Raw genomic sequence first — 18,393 nt, 5'->3', positions numbered from 1 at the left:
AACATATAGCGACATGCGCATGAATGCAATTCGGCACGCGCGGAAGCCGCCCGGCCTCTGGGAGACCGGGCGGCTCTGCTGACGCTCACCGGTGGGAAGCCTTGGCCACCACCCGCTGGACGGCGTCCACGGCCACCCGCGGCGCGTCGACGTGGACGTAGTGGCCCGCGTCCTTCGCGGTCCGGATCGAGGAGTTCCAGGACAGCTTGAGCCACGAGCGCTGACCGGCCGCCCACGCCTTCTCCAGGGCGGGGCCGTACTGCGGGAGCGCCTCGAGGTAGCGCTGACCGTGCTCGACGACCTCGACGGGGATGCTGCCCGCCGAGCGCACCGGCCCGTCCTCGACCACGAGCCGCTCGGGGCTCTGCCCGGCGAAGACGGCGAGCGACTGCGCCCGGACGTCCGCAGCGGGACCGGTGGCGTGCGCCGGGATGGAGCGCTTGAGGTCGGCGACCATCGTGGGCGACGTGGCGTCCAGCAGCACGACGCCCTTGACGGTGTCCCGGTGCTCCGGGGCGTACCGGGCGGCGATCAGCCCGCCGAGCGAGTGCCCGACGAGCACGACCGGCCGCCCGCCCGCCGTCTTCTTGATGACCTTCGTCAGCACCGCGCCGGTGCTCTTCATGCTCTGCGGCCCGTTCGGCTGGTCGCTGCGACCCTCACCGAGCCGGTCGTAGGAGCAGACCCGGTCAGACCGGCTCAGCGTCTCCTGGAACCCGGCCATCGCGTCCAGGCCGTCCCCGAGACCGGCCATGAGGACCACGACCGGCCTGTCCCGCTTCTGCACGCCCGAGCACGACACGTGGACCGACTTGCCCCCGCCGACCTCGACGGACCGCACGTCCGGCTTGGACGGACCGGCGACCGCGACCCCGGCGGTGGCCGCGGCGGCGACCAGGGCGAGCGCGGCGGACGTCTTGAAGTGGCGGAACATCGGATCTCCCGGACGAGTCGGTGTCGTTTCTGACACCGCAAACGCTATGGATTTCCGCCGCCCGGAACGTCACCGCGCAGTGGACACTTCCCGGTAGCTCTCCCGGGGGACAAGGTCAGACGTCCAGCGTCCAGCTGTCGATCCGGCCGACCGACCAGAGCACCAGGTCCCGGATCCGCAGGGTCCAGGTGCCCTCGACCCGCTCGGCGGAGAGGTTGACGGTGTAGGTGGTGTGGATGCCCCACGCGAGGCCCGTCCGGTTCTGCAGCGTGTAGACGGTGCCGGCGGGACTGATGAGCTCGACCACCCAGTCGGACGCGAACCCGTTCTCGATGTGCACCTCGACCGTGGCCGCCCCACCGGCGACGCCCGTGCAGCCGGTGAGCGCCAGCGGGCTGGAGGCGGTCGCGTCGTCCCCGATCGGGTAGTCGGCCGAGTTGGTCGCCGCGGCGCAGGGGTTCTGCAACGGGTTGACCGCGGGACCCGTGTGCACCAACAGGTTCGGCGTGTCGACACCGATGCCGGTGATCTTGTTCGGCGTGGCCTCCGCCTTGAGCCGCGCCTTCACGACCGCGGGCGACGCACCGGGGTTCCGCGCCAGGAACAACGCCGCCGCACCGGCCACGTGCGGAGCGGCCATCGACGTGCCGTTGATCGTGTTGGTCGCTGTGTCACTCGTGTGCCACGCGGACGTGATGGCCTGACCGGGCGCGAAGATGTCGGTGCAGGGCCCGGAGTTCGAGAACGCGGCTCGCGCGTCCGAGTCCGTGGAGGCGTTGACGGTGATCGCCGCGGCAAGCTTGGCAGGCGTGACGAAACAGGCGTTCGCGTTGGAGTTGCCCGCCGCCACGACGTAGGCGACGCCGTCGGCCACCGAGTTCTGCAGCGCCCTCTCCAACGCCACGTCCGACCCCGAGGCGCTCAAGCTCATGTTGGCCACGGCGGGCCCGGAGGTGTGGTGCTGCGTCACCCAGTCGATCCCCGCGGTGACCCCGGCGAACGAGCCGGTGCCGGAGCAGTCGAGCACCTTGACCGCGACGAGGTTGACGTTCTTGGCCACCCCGTGAGCCGCACCACCGAGAGTCCCGGCGACGTGCGTGCCGTGTCCGTTGCAGTCGGTGTCGACACCGTCCCCGGTGGTGTTGATCCCCCACGTGACACGCCCACCGAAGTCACTGTGCGTGGCGCGGATACCGGTGTCGATCACATATGCGGTGACCGCCCCCGCCCCTTCCACGTACGAGTAGTTCCGGTCGAGCGGAAGCGCACGCTGGTCGACGCGGTCCAACCCCCACGACGGCGGATCGGCCTGGTCGGCGGCCAGCCGGACCGTCCGGTCCTGCACCACGTGGCTGACGGCGGGATCGGCGGCCAGCCGCTTCGCCGCCTGCCTGCTCATCGTCCCGGAAAAGCCGCGTAACGCCGCGGTGTACGTGTGGCCGACCCCGCTGCCGTACCGCCCGGCGAGGCTTTTGACCTGGTCCGCGACGCTCTGAGCCGACAGGGGCGCGTCCTTGAGCACGACGATGTAGCTGCCCGCGATCGCCCCCGGCGCTCCTTCGGCCAGGATCTGACCTTCCGCGGCCCGGGCTGCCGGCGCGAACCCGGCCGTCACCACCGCGGCGACGACGGCGAGCGTCTTGACACGTCTCTTCGAAGCGGTCTTCGGCATCTGATCTCCTCGGGGAGCCGGGGTGGTTTCACTTTCAACCTTCTCCGGAGATCATGTGCGCGCAAGGGAACCAGCCAAGAGAGACGGGCCGTTCGTCGCAGGCGCGGCGGGCGCCGCCGGGCGATCAAGAGGGGGTGGTCGAAACCGGGTTCCGGCGTGCGCTAAGCTTCTCGACGTAGCTACGGCCCCCGTAGCTCAGGGGATAGAGCACCGCCCTCCGGAGGCGGGTGCGCAGGTTCGAATCCTGCCGGGGGCACCACAGTGATTAAGCATTTCCGCAGGTCAGCCCCGTTCCCCTAATGAGGCTGACCTCGCGAGAAAACACAAAACCGCAGGTCAGCCCTGTTCCCCTTGGTCTCCTCCGGGGGCTCTACTCACTGAAACAACAGTGTCTACCGGGGCTGCTGATCAACAGAGCGCGCTACAGCCTCGAGGTCAGCCATCAGCAACGCGAGCACGCGCTCCTCGTGCACCGCAATGCGCGTGAGGTCGTGAACGTCCCGCAGTCCTCCGACAGCAGCCGCAAGATCGACGGGCGCATCGCAATGACCGCTCAAACCGCACTCCTCGGCATACGTTCTCGCATCGAAACGCCAAGATCTCGACCTGGGTGCCACGGAAAGCACCTGGTCGGCAATGGTGAACCCGGCCGGGTCGAAGTCTGCCCGCGCGTGGATCGTGCAGTCGGCGGTAGCGAGTCCGGCGAGGAGATCAAGGGCAGCACCGGAGGCGATCCCATCGGTGCACACCAGTGGTGGGCAATGCGCGCCAAGAGCGTCGGCGGCAGCTTCAGCGATCGTGGGGTTCTCGCACACGAAGACATCGCTCGCGGATGTGGTCCAGGTGCCCGTGAGCGAACGGAGCGTCAGCCAGACGGGCTCGCCCGGAGCGGCGGCGCAGAGCCGTGCAGCCGGAGATTCACCGGTCAGCGGGAGGTTCAGCACCAGCACGCGAGAGGACACTCCATCGCACATCACCCCCGCGGCGGCCCATGCCGCGCGCCAGGCTCGGCCCGCGCGTTGCGGTCGGGGCAAGTCGTGCAGGAGCGCGAGGAGACGGGCCACTCCACGACCCAGTTGTCGATCGGCATCGAGCGCGTGGGCATCGTGCAGAGTGCCTGCGGCAAGTTGAGCGAGCCTTGTCCCTCCGCCTGTGCACCGCAGTTCAACCAGGACGGTCGCCGTTTGTTCGGCGAGGGTCTGGAGCTCACCCGAGCCTGGCCGAGGTAGTCCTGCGTCGAGCAACCACCTTCCCGCCACGTCTGCGGCTACGCCCGCCTTGGTCAGGTGCGCGGCCGCGCGGTCGCGCTCAGCGGTTGCCTCGGCTTGGGCTCGGCTACGATGTGCCTTGTCTGGTTCGATCTGTTCTCCGTGCAGTGCCTCAACGAGTCCGAGCACGGTCAGGTGGTGTTCGGCCAGCTTCGCAGCGAGGTCTTGGAGACGAACGGGTTTACCGGACAGTTCCCACCGCGTACCGAGCATCAGCGCAACCTCCCGCCGCTGCTCCGCGCTCAGCGCAACACCGGTGAGAGTTCCCGTTTCGGTGCGGTGTCCGCGCCTGGCCCGGTTGTGGACGGTGGCGAGCACGGCCGCAGGACCTGACAGACGTGCCCAGTTCTTGATGCCAGACGGGATCGTGGTCATCACTCGGCATCCACCTCGGCGAACAGGCCGTCGGCCGTCATCAGCGCTTCGTCCGCCGCGCGTACATTCGAAAGTGGTAGTGCGACCGCGGTCAACTCGCCACCGCACCACAGGTACGGAACGGCATCGACTCCGGGCAGCCCCTTGTGCCTGGCAAGGTCGTACACGGCGACCGCCGGGACTGTCGGGTACTTGCACCACTCGTCGTGGGCGGTCAGCATCACGTCCAGGTCGAAGCTCACGGTCAGGCCCATGAACGAAGCCTTGATCTCGTCGTCCACTCCGGTCATCGCCTCGTCCAGCCACACGCAACGGGGGGCGCGCCCACTGGCGGCGTTGTAGGCAACCACCGCGGCGGCGAACAGCGGCTGGGACAGCAGCACGACCTTCTCGCCGCCGGACTTGGCACCGTGTTTCGCTGCGTCGAACGGCACCCAGCGGCTGGTGGAACCGGGACGGTACTGCAGCGAGATCTTCAGCCAGCCGCGGTAGTCCAGCGCGGTCGACAGTTGCTCCCGCCAGTCAGCAGAACCCCCGGCAGCCGCGTCCGCCCTGGCAGTGTCGATCTTGCGTGCGAGGAAGGCGCGCACCGTTTCCTGGCGCGCGGGTGAGAGTTGCTGGTAGCCCTGGGTCAGCGCGTCCACCACGGTGCCCGCGTCGGGGTCGTTGGGGTCGGGTTCCCACTTCAGCTGCACGGCGTTGCCGTGCCGCGTCGGGTGGCTGGCCAACTGCTTGTTGATGTCGGTGAACGTCCGGGCGGTGTAGTCGAGCCGGTCCTTGAGGTGCTCGATGAACGTGGAACCGAGCAGGGTGGTCAGCACTCGTTGCTGCTCGGAGTCGAACGCGTTCTCCTGCGCACGTACCTGGTCGGCGAGCAGGTTTGCGGCGATCGGGGGCGCCTGCCAGCCGGCGGAGCTGTCGGCCAGGACGACCACACGTTGGATCGCACCGCCCTGTTCCGGCTCCCGCACGCGGGCGTCGCGATCGGGCAACAGGTCTTGTCGCAGTGCTTCGAGCTTGCTGTAGCAGAGCCTCCAGGCTCGGTCCTCGTCGCCTGGGTCCGGTAGTTCCCGGCGTGCGGCGCGTGTCGACTCGCGCGCGGATTCCACGCTTCGGCGTTCCGGTTCTTCCAGTCCGAGGGGCTGTGCGAGGCCGGCGTCGTAGACCTCCCACCACACAGAGAGCACAGAGTCGCGCCTGCTTTCCGCGCTCTGGCGACGTTCCTCGTGCCGGGCAAGGGTTTCTTCGGCACGGGTGACCGCGACCAGCGCGCCAGTGAGCCTCTGCCCGAGTCCGTCGAGTTCATGACCGACCTGCTTCACCAGACGGTCAAGTTCGGCTCGGCGGTCCAACTGCGCGTGGATGTCGCTGGTGAGTGCCTCTTCCGCGGTGCGCAGGCGGACCTCCGCCTTGCGCTTTCGTCCACGCAGTTCTTGCAGTTCGGCATTGACGTCGGCGAGCCTGCGTTGAGCGCCGGCCAGGTCGGTTCGCAGACGTGTGAGGGTCGCTGTGTGCAGGTCGAGCAGTTCCTTGCGGCGGGCCAGATCGCCCACGGCCTGGTGGTAGTCCCGCAACGCCGAGTCGAGGCGTTCCAGATCGTCCAGCGGGAAGGCGTGTTCGCCCGCATACGCGGAAAAGTCCGCCCAGGCGGTGTCCTGGGCGGATTCGTTCTCCCGGTGGATGTTCCTGGCCGAGATCACCTTGCGTTCGCTGTCGGCCGCCTGACGTTCCCTCTCCCGCAAGATGGTGACGGCGTCGGTGACCACCCGCTCGCCCGGAATCCTCCCGAGCTCCTCGGCGAGGCGGCGCAGATCGTCGTCGAGTTCTCCGATCCTGGCTTCGATCTCGCTCCTCGACTCTTCAAGTGCTGCCAGTCGGGTCCGCAACCGGATGATCTCGCGCTGCCTTGCGGCCTCGCGGGCGGTGGCTCCCAAGTACGAGGCGGGTCTGGCCACCTCTACGCGTCCGGTCAGGGCGGCACACCGCCAGGTTCCGTCCGCCGCCAACCAGGTGCCGGCCTCATCTCCGCCAGGGCGAGAGCCGTACCAGCCGATCGAGGTGAGCACGGTGTGGATGGCGATCTGAGTGACACCACCGACCGGAGTGGGCTCCAGAACCTGCGTCAGGTTCCTGTCAGCCAGAGGTCCACCCGCGCGCACTACCGTGTCCGCCTGTTCTTCTCCTTCCAGGGTGATCAGCTCACCGTCGGCGCTCAGCCAGGCATCGAGTACGCCAGCGGCGGCCAGGGTCGCCTCCAGCAAGTCGACTTCGTCTGTCGCCAACTCGGCGACGGGCTGCACGCACCGCCAGAACGGCGCACCTAGCCCGCTGTCGGGCTGTGGCCGATCGCGACGGTGCCACGAGTCCGGAGAGGTCGGTGGGCGCTCGGTCCGGTCGAGCACTCCGGCCAGTTCCGCTGTGACCTGCTCTCGTTCCACACCGAGAGCACCGTGCTCGTGGACGAGTGCCGCGCGCCGCGATCTCAGCGCGTCGCGAACCTCCTCGACGTGCCGGGTGACCGCCGCTGCCGGGGAGGCACCGCGCTGTGCTGCGGGGGCGCCCGACGGGTCCACAGCGGTCAGCTCGGCCACCAAATCGCACCAGGACTCGACCGTTCGCTCGTCGGCCTTGGCGAGTACGACGCTCGTGCTCCATTCCCGGAGCTGCCTGCACAAGGTGTCCACTGCGGTCTCGACGCCATCACGTGCCACCTCGCGCTGCTCGGCGGCGTCGGTCAGGTCCGACTCACGGTCGGCGAGCAGATCGGCCGAACGCGCCGCGTTCGACTCGGCCCGCTCGAACTCCGCCCGTAGCCGCTGCAACCGCGTGAAGCGCTCTTGGCGGACCGAGAGATCTGCGCGCAACGCGGCCACATCGCGAATGGGCAGATGTCGACCAACCGACTGGTGCAGTCCGGCGGGACGTCCGGCTGCCTCGACGCGTTCGGACGCCTGAACCACATCGGCTTCGGCCAGCTCGATGACGGAGGCGGCTTCTGCCTCCGACTCGGCGACTCGCGCCACATCCTCAGCCGCACCTGCGTGGCGCTGTTCGACTCCCCCGAGTTGCTCTGCCAGTCCCCCTAGTTGGTTACGAAGTCCGTCGACACGGCTCGCGGCGCTCACCGCATCCTGGAAAGCCTGGCTGTCCAGCAACTCGCGTAGCTCCGTGCTGAGGTCGCTTTGGTGCGTTCGTGCCTGGCGGATGTCCTTGTCCAGCTCGTCGGCTTCAACACGGGCCGTGGTCAGCGCGGTTTCCGCAGCGCGGCGGTCCTTGGTGGTGCGGTCCAGCTCGGTGGTTGCCGCGGTCAACGCGTCGGCGCGATGGCGCACAACGGTGCGCGCCCAGGGGGTCCAGCCGGTGCGCACGAACCCGGCCAGCCGCACTGCCGCACAGCGGGTTTGCTCCACCGCCGTGCGCAGCTTCTCCAGGTTGTCCCAGCCGTCGGCGAGTTGGGTGACCTCCGCGGTCGCGAGCGGTGGCAGAGCCGCGCGCAGCGTCTCCGCCAGACTGGAGGGGTTGAGCCGTTCGCCGAGCTTGGGCTTGCGCAGCTGCTTGAGGAGCTCGGTCAGGTTGTCGTAGGCGTCGGAGCCCAATCCGAACAGTTCGGAGGCCACCACGGTTCGGTATCGCGCCGCGCCATCGGGCACCGTGACACCGGAGATCTTCTTGAGTTCCTTCTGGTCGAGCGGCCGATCGGCCGTGGACAGTTTCAGATCGCGGCCCGGACGCAGATGCGTGATCAGGTGCCACGTGGTCACCGGGGAGGTGCCGCTGCCACGACGGGCGCTCACACCGAGCCCGCACACGAAGAACCGCGGCGTGCCGTCATCTTCGAGCCTGCCGAACTCGGCCCAGGCGTATCCAAGACCGGCGTCCGAAGGAGCACGAGGGTCGTCGTCATCCCCCGTGGGCAGCAGGTTGAAACGCATCGTGCGGTGCTGGGATCCGAACGGATCGAGCACCGAGGCACCAATCTCCCCGCGCATCAACATCAAGGTCGTCAGTTCGAGCACCTTCGTCTTGCCCGCACCGTTGCCGCCGCGCAGCACCAAGCGACCGTCGGCGAACCAGAACTCCGCCCGGTCGTACTCCCACAGGTTGACGATGCCCACTCGCAGGGGCTGCCAGCGGTGCAGAGCCGGCTCCGGGAGACCACCCGTCATCGCCGCCGCCAGCCACTGCTCGCGGTCAGGTCCTGGTCGGCTCAACCCTCGCCCTCCTCGTCGAGCCTTGCGTTGACGGCCACCACCCGCGGGTCGCGGTAGCGGGCCGCAGCAGCGGTCAATCGCCAACTGTCCGGTGCGCCGGTCGGGCGCAACAGGTCCAGCGCTCCCAGCAGATCCCGTGCCGTGTTTTCCACGGCGTTGCCCACGCGTAAGTCGTTGGTCATCGCCTTGAAGTGCCGCTCCCGAACCGCGGTAGCCGCTGAACTCAGTTCCACGGCTGTGATGACCGAACCCGCACCGTGCGCGCGCACCAACTCGTCGAGGACCATCAAGGCGGCGAAGTCGGCGGCACGCAGCCTTGGGAACGGCAGGTCTGTGTCCGTCTCATCGGCAGCGATGAGCGCCAGCCCTTCCGCGCGTTGCTCGACCACCCAACCAGTCATCTCCACGCACCAGTTGAGAACGCGGTGCCGTTGACCGGTCAGGTAGAACCGTTCTGCGTCGGTGAGGTCCTCGTGCAGGACCACGGGCAGTTCGACCAGCTTGCGCATCAAGCCGATCCGCGCTGCTGCTTCGTGGGGCGCTCCTTCATCGTGGCCTCCGGTGAGCGCGGCGCGCAACGAAGCAGGGTCGACCAGACGCAGCAGCAACTCGCGGCGGACTTCATAGGCGCCGCCGATCGCGTCACGGCGGCGCGCCCAACCCTCGCGCTGATCCTCGTCGTCGCGACCGGTCGGCCGCAGCGCACCCACGGACACCAGCAGGTGGACGGCTTTGACGAACAGCATGCGCTCAGCGAACCGGTCGGGGTCGTAGTGAGCAAGCTCGACGTCCTCGTGCGTGGAGAGCGCCCGGACCCGGTCCGACAGGTCCTGGGTGGTGGTGATGTCCTCGGCGTCCTCAGCCGCGGCTGCGGCCAGGATCGTCAGGACGACCACTCTCCGAGCCGGCGGCATGAAACGTCGGGGCGCGACGACGACACCGTCGAGAGGAAGCCGGAACAACCTGGCGGCGGAGCCGGTCACCACCAGTCGGTAGCCGAGCCGTTGGGCGAACCACTCGCCCAACGTAGCCCGGTGTACCCGCACGAGCGGCCACAACTCGGGGTGGGTGTGCCGGTCGAGTACCGGCGAGCGGAGCAGGGCGGTGAACGCCCGTTGTCGATCCGCAGCCTCGCGGTTCACGCGGGTTCCATTTCGAAATACCAGTTCAAGGTCGTCATGCTGCCTTTGTCGGCGCGCAGGCTGGTGGTGTCGTGCGCCTGTGGTGGTCGACGCAGCGTGATCCGCCAGCGACCGTCCCCCGTCACAGCGCTCTCCGACCGTGTCCGCCGCACGACTCCGACGAACTCCAACAGCAGGTCCATTTCGGCATCGGTGATCTCTCCCCAGTCGACCAGGTGCGTTCCGGAACGCAGACGCAGCGCCGCCTCCGCACCGTTGCGGGCGGCTTGGGCTGCCAACCTGGCCCGTCGAGCGGCACTCTTGCCGGTCGAGTAGTCCGGGATCTTGGTTCGCCTGCCGACCGCCGCTCGAGCGCCTTGTTCGCGGAAGCGAGCTGTGACCGGCGCGGGCGGCGCGGTGGTCCAGCTCAAGTCGCTGTCGTCGGCAGAGTCCGGCGCCAGCATCAGGTGGCGTGTGGAGAACGCTCCGACCGCGGTGTCCCAGATCCGCCAGGCGGTTTCGTCGTCGGGGGCACGCTCGACCGCAACGGCCAAGGCGAGAAGTTCGGCTCGGCGAGTTACCGCGCCGCCGGTGTCCAGTAGGAGGTTCATGTTGCGCGCCCAGGGAGCGACCAGGTCACGCAGCTGACGACGCAGCCTTCTGGCCTGGCTGTCAACACCGCCGAACCAGGAACCGAGGGCGTCCCAGGTGTGCGCCCAGCGGCGTGCCTGGGACGCCACCACCTCGTCGTCGGCATCGGTGTCCAACGCGGCGCGAACACAGGCCCGCCACACGTCAGGGGTCAGCAGCGGGTCCAGCTCGACGACCAACTCCGCGATCCGCGGTGTGTGAACGTCGACCTGCTCTCCCCACATGCCGATGTAGGAACGCAATGTCTGCCACAACAGGTCCTGCTTGGCTGGGTCTGGGCCACCTGACAGGGCGTGTGCCAGGGTGCGCTGCCACCCGCGAGCGGCGGTGGCCATCGCCTGGTGCATGGCGCCGACCTGCTGGAACTCCGTAGCTGCGTTGGTGTACACCGCATTGCGAACAGACTCCGCGAAGGCGATCAGTCGTTCGTGGATGGCGCGCGGGGCCAGTGTCAGATCACCCGCGGCCTCCTCGGTGTCGTCGACCGATGACCAGAAGACGTGCAGACCCGCTGCTCTCGGGGTGAGCTGGTACCGGTCACGCCGGCGCAGGAAGTCTTCCCCCGAACGAGCCGGTTCCTGCCAACGGGTCAACACCTGCCACTGCACCAGCCGCTCCAACCGTGCGTCGAGGTGCAGGACCTCGGGTGCGAGCAGACGGTCGATCACGTCGATCGGCACCTGTCCGGCGAGACGAGCACGAATCCCGGTGGCGACCTCGTCGTAGGACAACCCGGTCAGGCTGGTGTCCTGTTCGGCCAGCAGGACCTCGACGATCACTCGATACTGTGCCGCGAACCGCGAGGTCAGGTAGGCCGGTACGAGTTCCTGTCCCGGCAGGAGCGCTGACCACGGATCGGCGGGTGACTCCATCTCCGGCGCCTCGTCGTGGTCGATCACGTGCCCAGAGTACGAACGCGAGATGCAGCGCTGCGAACAACAGCGACACATCACCCGTTGTGATGAATCTTCACCGTTCGGGTCCTGTCCCGGCTAATCAGGGCAACCGAGCCCAGTCGAGTTCCTGGCGTAGGGCCCACTTCGTGCGGTGCATGTCGCGGACCGCAGCCATGTGATCGTAGAAGTCGTCGTCTCGGTCGCAGCGGGCGAATAGCGCCTTGACCTCGACCAGCAGGCGAACGGCCGCCTTGTAGGAGTCACGGTTGCGCACTTCGATCGCTCTGTCGGCAGCGCGGAGCAGGATCGGAATCGCGTCGGCCGGGTGGCTCGCGGCACGGACACGCGCGAGACGAAGCCACAGAGCTTCCGAGCAGCCTCCGTCGACCGCTGCTTGCCAGGCGGCCTCGTGCTCGTCGTCGGCCAGCAGGATCTCCACCAACGTCGAGCGACCCGGTGACCAGGATCCCTTGATCGGCGGCAAGTCGGCGAGGAAGGCCAGCGCGCGTTCCCGCCAAAGCGGAAATTCGGCGGCGGTGGCCTCGCGGAGCGCGCGGAACGTTTCCAGACTCGGCCGGTCGGTGAAGTTGGACCAGAGCATCTCGCCTGCCTGGTCGAGCCGACCCGCGCGCACGTGGATCTCGGCAGCCAGATCGCGCAGGCGGAAGTCAGGTTCGAAGTCGACCAGGCCGCGTTCCAGCCAGGTCAGCGCCTCGTCGTCACGGTCGTCGGCGCACAGCCGCTCGGCGATGCGGAGCATGTCGTAGGCGCTCGACAAGTCCCGTGCCAGCACCTCGATCAGCCCATCCGCCCCTCCTGACGACTCGGCCAGGTTCTCCATGAGATGGGTGATGACGAAGCGGCGGGCGCTGTAGTCGTTCGGCTTCTTCGGCGGCAGTTTCTGCCAGGCATGCTCGACGAGTTCCCGGTACCGTGCCAAGCCCGCTGAGCCGAGCACTTCCTCGTAGGCGGGCAGCACGTCGAGAAACACCTCGTAGTCGGTGCTCAGCGCCCGCGTGACCAGACGTTCAGCCAGCTCCACCTGGTCAGGTGAGCCCGCCTCACACGCCGCAAGGTGGATCTCTTCCACGCGGGCGATCGCCTCGGACAGCCCGCCGTCGGAGTCGTCCACCCGCTCGGCCGAGGACTCGAGCAGTTCCAGCGCATATTCGGCGAGGATGATCGCGGCATCGGCGAACCCGGCGCCGATCAGCCGTTCGACTTCGTCCAGAGCCTCACCGACGTGCAGGAAATAGCCGTACGCCCCGCCGTAATCGACGAAATCAGGGATGTCGATAGCGCGTTCCAGACGGTCTCTGATCTCCCGGTCGTCGAACGCGTTCTTCTGCCCGGCCGCGGCAGCGAGCCGGGCACGCAGCACGCGATCCGATTTCGCGGCCGTCATCAGCTGCTCGATCAGCCACTCTTGATCACAACCGCGCAGGAACAACCGCAACCGCTTGTCCGACAACGGTCTTGCACGCGGTTCCCCCACCTCACCGCCTTGCTCCAGCCATGCCAGCGAAGTGGCGACGCAATGCTTGCAGAACACGCCGTCAGCTCCGTATGGGCAGGAGCAACGCCCGTGCAAGCCCTTCGGCGTAACGTCGAGCCGCACGCGATAAGTCCGGGTGCCGTCCACCGTTGCGGTCACGGTCGACCCGTCCACCGTGACGCGCCGAACTTGACCGGCCGCGAAGTACCGCTCGCCTCGCTCGAACGACCTCTCGTCAGCCAGCTTTCGCACCGTGCTCCTGCTCACCGCCACGGCTGGTCATTCTGCCAGGCACGCAAAAAGCAGTTCCCACTCCAACCACACCTCCGCCGAGCAACATCAGCGACACGCCACCCGTTTGGTGAATCTCTGCCACCGGACGCCGCTGGAGGTGGATTTGGCGGTGAGATGGTCCCCCGCCCGAAAGGCACCGCCCCGATGACCTCGCTCTCCCCCTCGCACCTGGACGTGATCGAACAACGGTTCCTCACGATGACCGCCGGCCCGCAGCCGCTGACCCTCGACTGCGCGGCACTCGGATGCGGCCTGCCCGACGAGGAGCTGCCTCTGGACCGTGTGCGCGTACTGCTCCTCAAACGACAGACGAGCTGGGTGAGCAAGGACGCCGTGTGGAAGGAACTCGTCCGAAGGGCACACGCGGCACCCGAACCGTGGACCACCATCGCCGCCGCGATGATGATGCCCGGCCTCAAGCACATCGCGGGAAAGCTGGGCACCCGCTTCTGCGGTGACCGCAACGACCTGGACTCCGAAATCCTCGAAGGCTTCCTCCAAGCACTCGACGTCGCCGACGCACGGTCACCGAAGATCTTCGGGCAGCTCTACTGGGCAGCCTTCCGACGTGGTCACGAAGCTTGCAACAGCGAAAAGCGGCGAGCGATGTCCCGATCGGAACTCACTGACACCGCACTCGATGTCCGTACAGCCGACGGACACCCGGACCTCGTCCTCGCAGGGGCCATGCTGTCCGGTGTCATCACACCCCACGAAGCCGACCTCGTCTCCGACGTGCTCATCGACCACGGAGACCGGTCAACTGCGGCCAAGCGACGCGGTTTGAGCCGCCATCAGGTTGCGGCGCAGCTGAACACCGCCTCCCGCCATCTCGCTGACTACCTTCTCGGCGGTCCTCTTCGTCCGGCCGTATGACGACACTCAGCAGGCCGAGACGTCGACTGGATCGACGCCGAGCCGAGAAGCGCGGCCGCAGCGGACTGCAAAGCGATCTGTCGCCTATGCCCTGTCCGCCTCACCTGTGCAATCACGGCCCTTACGAGGGACGAGAGCTACGGCGTGTGGGGCGGCATGGACCAGGGCGACCGCGTAGCGCTGAGACATGCTGATGCTCGGATCAGCAGCATGAACACAACTTCCGACTCCAGGCAGCGGGTCCGCCGCCAGCAGCAACACGAAGCCGTGAACGTCGTCTTCGAGATCAACCTCGTTGACGGCGCCGAAGCTGAGCGCCTCGGACTGCAACAGGCGACGGTCATCCGCGACGTCGTGCTGTGGCACCACCGAAACAGCAGCGCATCACCACACGCGAGCGCTACCTGACCACTACAACGTGAAACTGGCCTGCACGACCAAGCATCCAACCTGAACCTGCTGGTCAGCCCCGTTCCCATCCTTTGGTGCTCCTGCCGGGGGCACCAAAGACGAAGGCGATTCGTGTTCGCGGACAGCGCGAACCGGGTCGCCTTCGGGCGTTTTCCGGGGCCGAGCCCCCAGACCCCAGCCGGCGGCACGCCCCGGACCCCCGCGGGGCTCAGACGCCCCCTCTCCGGAGCTGGCAGGATGTGGTGCAGGAGAGGCGTGCTCGACGGAAGCGCGTTTCCTTTGCCTGCCCGAGGATTGGACGCAATTGGGACGCTCATCGGTGTTCACCTTCCACTACATCGCCATCGACACGGAGGCCGGTGTCACGCCGGAGGAGTTCGAGACGTTCGTGCGTGCCGAAGGTGTTCATCTGCCCCTGTACCCGGGGTGGCGGTGGACTCTGCTGCGCGGGTTGCGCGGGGAACGGACCGGGCAGTACCTGATGTTGTTCGAGATCGAGAGCGCTGAGCAGCGCGACCGTTACGTCACGGCGCGGGGTGAGCAGACCGAGCTGGCCCGGCAGTTCTGGGCACAACATCCCGAAGCGGAGGACGTGCTGGCACGATGGCGGCGGCTGGGTACGTTCGCTGAGCTGCCCACGTTGTTCACCGACTACCGGCTGCTGGCCGACAACCCCCGCAGCACGGTCACGCCCGGACCTCGGTACCGCGACCGTCCCGGGGAGGAGCCCGTGGCCAGGGTCATCGGGATCCACAACCTGGCGTTGCGTTCCGGGGTGACCGAGGAGATGTTCGACCGCTTCATCGCCGAGAACCACCACCGGATCGACGACTACCCGGACTGGCGCTTCCACGTGCTCAAGGGTGAGCGGGGCAACCGTCTCGACCAGTACGTGATGATGATGGAGATCGCGAGCCTCGAAGCGCTGGACGTCTTCTACCCCGAGCCCGACATCGCCACCGGCGAGGCCGCGGAGTTCGCGGCGGCCCACCGCGACACCAAGCAGATGTACGAAGAGTGGAAGCAGCTGGCCTCGTTCTCGGGCTCGCCGCAGATCTACACGGACTACCTCGCCGTCGCGGAGAACCCGGCCTGACCCTGCGCGACCACGTCACCTCTCCGGCAACGGCCGCGTTCACCGCTCGTGGCCGTTGGCGGGGATTTCGGGGGTCAACCAGCACACGATGGTGTGACCGGGCCGAGGGTGTATTGGCAGTCAGCGCTGGTTCTGCTTGTATCGAACCGGGTTGGGTTTCGGCGATTCTCGCCCCCGGCCCGCGAACGCGGTGCGCGATGGCGTAAGCCATGCCGGGTGGTGCGTGTGCCCGGCCGTACGGCACCGATCTTGTCGGTCAGGTCGTCCTACTCACCTGGCGTTGGGCAGCAAAGACCGCGGCGGTCACGGACATCCCGTCGAGCCGCGCAAACGCCCCGATGACGAAGCGTCGTCCCATTCCGCTGTGTGGCGCCCGGCCGTAGCCGGGCAGCAGCGTTCTCCCAGTTCGACGACGTGAGCCCATCGGCAGCCCGCACTGGCATTCGAGTTCTTCACATGTCGTCCATCTGACCGCGGATCACCTCATCCGCGGCGAGGAGCAGTCATGAACGAAATCAGCAAGACCCAGCTGGACCTGGAAAAACTGGAAATCTCGCTGTGGCAGGCGCCGTCCCCCTCGCCGGACTCCGAGACGTTGTCCGCGCTTTCGCTGTTCGACGCCGGTGACAACAGCCTCGGGGTCGGCAACAAGTCCGTGGAGGACGACAGCCCACTGCCGGACCTGGGACCGTTGGCGAAGTTCAGAACCTGGGAGTCCGTCGGCAGCACCATCGTCCACAAAGCCGTCACCACCAGCAACTTCAACCCCGGCAGCGAGAAGTTCGACCCGGTCGCCTGGGAGAACTTCCTCAGGAAGTTCTCCACGATCCCGTTCTTCCTGACGTACACGTCCGACTACCGCGAGGCGGCCATCAGCAAGACCTCGCTGGAGCAGGCCGTCAACGCGGTGTCGGACCTGATCGAGAACATCGTGACGAAGGTGAACTTCGAGGGAATCGTGAAGAGCATCAAGAAGGTCGGCGAGCTGGCGGTCGAGAACAAGGGCGAGAAGCAGTCGAACTCCAACCAGCAGATCGGCGTCCTGTCACGCCACGACAGACACCTGTACCTCGGAACCGTCCGGACGTCGGTGGCAATGGAGTACAAGTCGGGCAAGGGGTACGAGCAGCTGAACCAGCAGCTCAACGTCTACCGCGGCTACGGCGTGCTCGACTTCGACAAGTGCAAGCGCAACGCCGAGACACTGCTCAAGTGGGACACCCAGGACGTGGAGGAGTGGGAGCAGGACACGGCAAGCTACCCGGTGCCGCCGAACGAAAGTCCCGCCTGGAACAACTGACCCGTCCACGGCCGTTCTGACTCCCGGTGCGGGCCCCCGCCGTGTCACGCGGGGCCCACACCCGGAGCCCTTCACCCTGGGCAGGTCCCATGTCCTCCAAGGAAACGCCGCCTCCCGCGGGTGCGACGGTCTCGACCTTCGCCGAAGTCCTCGCGGAGAACCTCGGCCACACGGACGACGGCTACACCTTCATCCAGGCGGACGGGCACGAGCACTTCGTGAGTTGGTCGGAGCTGTCGCGGGAGGCTTTGCGCCGCGGGCACCGGCTGCTTCGAAGCGGTCTGCGCAAAGGGGACCGCATCGCGCTCGTCGTCCCCGAGCAACGGGAGTTCGTCCTCACGTTCCTGGGCGCGGTTTCCGTTGGTGTGATCCCGGTTCCGATGTATCCACCGCTGGGCTTGACCAGGTTCGAGACGTACTGCGAGGACGCCGCCCACATCGTCCGTATGTCGGGAGCCCGCGCGCTTTTGGTGCCGCGGGACCTGGTCGAGGCGCTGCTGCAAGCGGTCGACGGTGTGCAAGTCGTTGTCACGGAAGAGTTCTTCGCCGAGCCGCTGGTGGGGAGCGCGCCCCAGCCGGAGGCGATTCGCCCGGAGGACGTCATGTTCCTCCAGTTCACGTCGGGGAGCACGGCGGCGCCCAAGGGGGTGCGGGTCACGCACGCCAACGTGCTCGCCAACTGCGCGGCCATCATCGGGGCCCTCGATCTCCGGCCCGGCCGAGACCGGGGCGTGAGCTGGTTGCCCCTGCACCACGACATGGGGCTGGTCGGGTTCGTGCTGGCGCCGCTGGTCGCGCGGTGTCCGGTGAGCTTCCTGCCGACGCTGCGCTTCGCGTTCTCACCGGGGCTCTGGCTGGAAACGGTGAGCCGGCACCGCGCGACCGTCACGTTCGCGCCCAACTTCGGTCTGGCGCTGGCCGTCAAGCACACGACGGTGGAGCATCTGGACCTGTCCTGCCTCCGGGTCGTGGGCTGCGGCGCCGAACCCAACCATCCCGGGACGTTGCGTTCGTTCGCGGCGCACTTCGCCTCGGCGGGGCTGCGGCCGGGCGTGGTGGTGCCGTGCTACGGCATGGCGGAGGCGACGCTCGCGATCTCGTTCGGCGAGATCGGGGTTCCTGTCGTCCCGGACGTCGTCCAGAAGGAGCCTTACCTCGCGGGCGGTCTCGCGCGGCCCGCCGAGGCCGGCGAGGCTCAAGTGGCGTTCGTGCCGTGCGGGCGGCCGATCGCGGGTCACCGGGTCCTCGTCGTGGACGACGAGGGGATCCCGCTCCCCGAGCGGCACGTCGGCGAGGTGGTCTTCCAGGGCCCGAGCGTCGCCGCGGGCTACCACGGTGACGCGGAGGCGACCCGACGCGGTTTCACGGCCCAGGGCCTGCGGACCGGGGACTGCGGCTACCTGGCGGACGGCGTCCTGCACGTGACGAGCCGCAAGAAGGACCTGCTGATCGTCAACGGGCGCAACCACGACCCGCAGACGGTGGAGTGGGCCGCGGCCGAGGTGCCCGGCCTGCGCAAGGGCAACGTCGTGGCCTTCACCCGGCCCGGCCCGGCCACGGAGGAGGTGGTGATCGTCGCCGAGCTGCGCGGGGGCGACGCCGCCGCGGTGGCGCGGCAGGTCCGCGGCCACGTCCAGACCACGCTGTCCCTGGCCGTGGCGGAGGTCCTCCTGCTGACGCCGGGAGGACTGCCCAAGACCTCCAGCGGCAAGGTGAGACGGAGCCGGACGCGGCAGCAGTACCTCGACGGTGCTCTCCGCTGTTGAGCGACCCCCAGAACCGACCAAACCCTT

The 18,393-nt window shown here is 67.8% G+C and carries 12 protein-coding genes and 1 tRNA gene; 6 read left to right on the top strand and 7 right to left on the bottom strand.

Features of this window, described 5'->3' with window-relative positions:
* Positions 1-85: 85 nt before the first annotated feature.
* A complete protein-coding gene (locus BLT23_RS11820) occupies positions 86-934 on the bottom strand; it encodes an alpha/beta fold hydrolase (RefSeq protein ID WP_090048420.1) in 849 nt (282 codons plus the stop codon).
* Between the two features lie 115 nt (positions 935-1,049).
* The gene (locus tag BLT23_RS11815; RefSeq protein ID WP_090048418.1) at positions 1,050-2,606 is read right to left on the bottom strand and encodes a S8 family peptidase; all 1,557 of its coding nucleotides are present in this window, start codon (positions 2,604-2,606) and stop codon (positions 1,050-1,052) included.
* A gap of 184 nt (positions 2,607-2,790) precedes the next feature.
* Here BLT23_RS11815 and BLT23_RS11810 point away from each other — a divergent pair.
* A tRNA-Arg gene (locus tag BLT23_RS11810) sits at positions 2,791-2,865 on the top strand.
* Positions 2,866-2,998: 133 nt separating this feature from the next.
* On the opposite strand, the gene BLT23_RS11805 is transcribed toward BLT23_RS11810, so the two are convergent.
* The 5 genes from BLT23_RS11805 to BLT23_RS11785 all read right to left on the bottom strand — a co-directional run bounded on the left by BLT23_RS11805 (position 2,999) and on the right by BLT23_RS11785 (position 12,875).
* Positions 2,999-4,249 carry a DUF2399 domain-containing protein gene (locus BLT23_RS11805; protein ID WP_090048613.1) on the bottom strand — a complete coding sequence of 417 codons (1,251 nt, stop codon included), beginning with the start codon at positions 4,247-4,249 and terminating at the stop codon, positions 2,999-3,001.
* Positions 4,249-8,415 carry a TIGR02680 family protein gene (locus BLT23_RS11800; protein ID WP_090048417.1) on the bottom strand — a complete coding sequence of 1,389 codons (4,167 nt, stop codon included), beginning with the start codon at positions 8,413-8,415 and terminating at the stop codon, positions 4,249-4,251. The genes BLT23_RS11805 and BLT23_RS11800 overlap by 1 nt, the downstream gene beginning before the upstream one ends.
* 41 nt (positions 8,416-8,456) lie before the next feature.
* Positions 8,457-9,602 (bottom strand): TIGR02678 family protein, encoded by a 1,146-nt coding sequence (locus BLT23_RS11795; RefSeq protein WP_090048415.1) that lies wholly within the window; start codon positions 9,600-9,602, stop codon positions 8,457-8,459.
* Positions 9,599-11,131: a DUF2397 domain-containing protein gene (locus BLT23_RS11790; protein ID WP_218133718.1), complete on the bottom strand. Its 1,533-nt coding sequence runs from the start codon at positions 11,129-11,131 to the stop codon at positions 9,599-9,601. Before BLT23_RS11790 ends, BLT23_RS11795 begins: the two co-directional genes overlap by 4 nt.
* Positions 11,132-11,228: 97 nt before the next feature.
* Positions 11,229-12,875 carry an SWIM zinc finger family protein gene (locus BLT23_RS11785; RefSeq protein WP_176946698.1) on the bottom strand — a complete coding sequence of 549 codons (1,647 nt, stop codon included), beginning with the start codon at positions 12,873-12,875 and terminating at the stop codon, positions 11,229-11,231.
* A 186-nt stretch (positions 12,876-13,061) separates the two neighbouring features.
* Here BLT23_RS11785 and BLT23_RS11780 point away from each other — a divergent pair, with 186 nt between their 5' ends.
* The 5 genes from BLT23_RS11780 to BLT23_RS11760 all read left to right on the top strand — a co-directional run bounded on the left by BLT23_RS11780 (position 13,062) and on the right by BLT23_RS11760 (position 18,366).
* A complete protein-coding gene (locus BLT23_RS11780; RefSeq protein ID WP_143035904.1) occupies positions 13,062-13,793 on the top strand; it encodes a hypothetical protein in 732 nt (243 codons plus the stop codon).
* Positions 13,794-13,823: 30 nt separating this feature from the next.
* The gene (locus BLT23_RS11775) at positions 13,824-14,201 is read left to right on the top strand and encodes a WhiB family transcriptional regulator (RefSeq protein WP_090048410.1); all 378 of its coding nucleotides are present in this window, start codon (positions 13,824-13,826) and stop codon (positions 14,199-14,201) included.
* A 307-nt stretch (positions 14,202-14,508) separates the two neighbouring features.
* Positions 14,509-15,300, top strand: a complete 792-nt coding sequence (locus tag BLT23_RS11770) for a hypothetical protein (RefSeq protein ID WP_090048408.1) — start codon at positions 14,509-14,511, stop codon at positions 15,298-15,300.
* Positions 15,301-15,805: 505 nt separating this feature from the next.
* Positions 15,806-16,600: a hypothetical protein gene (locus BLT23_RS11765; protein ID WP_090048407.1), complete on the top strand. Its 795-nt coding sequence runs from the start codon at positions 15,806-15,808 to the stop codon at positions 16,598-16,600.
* Positions 16,601-16,689: 89 nt separating this feature from the next.
* Complete coding sequence (locus BLT23_RS11760) at positions 16,690-18,366, top strand: fatty acyl-AMP ligase (RefSeq protein WP_090048405.1); 1,677 nt, start codon at positions 16,690-16,692, stop codon at positions 18,364-18,366.
* Positions 18,367-18,393: the final 27 nt, after the last annotated feature.

Origin of the sequence: Lentzea fradiae (genome assembly GCF_900100955.1) — a bacterium.
GTDB classification, from domain to species: domain Bacteria; phylum Actinomycetota; class Actinomycetes; order Mycobacteriales; family Pseudonocardiaceae; genus Lentzea; species Lentzea fradiae.
This window is presented reverse-complemented; position numbering and strand designations above follow the sequence as displayed.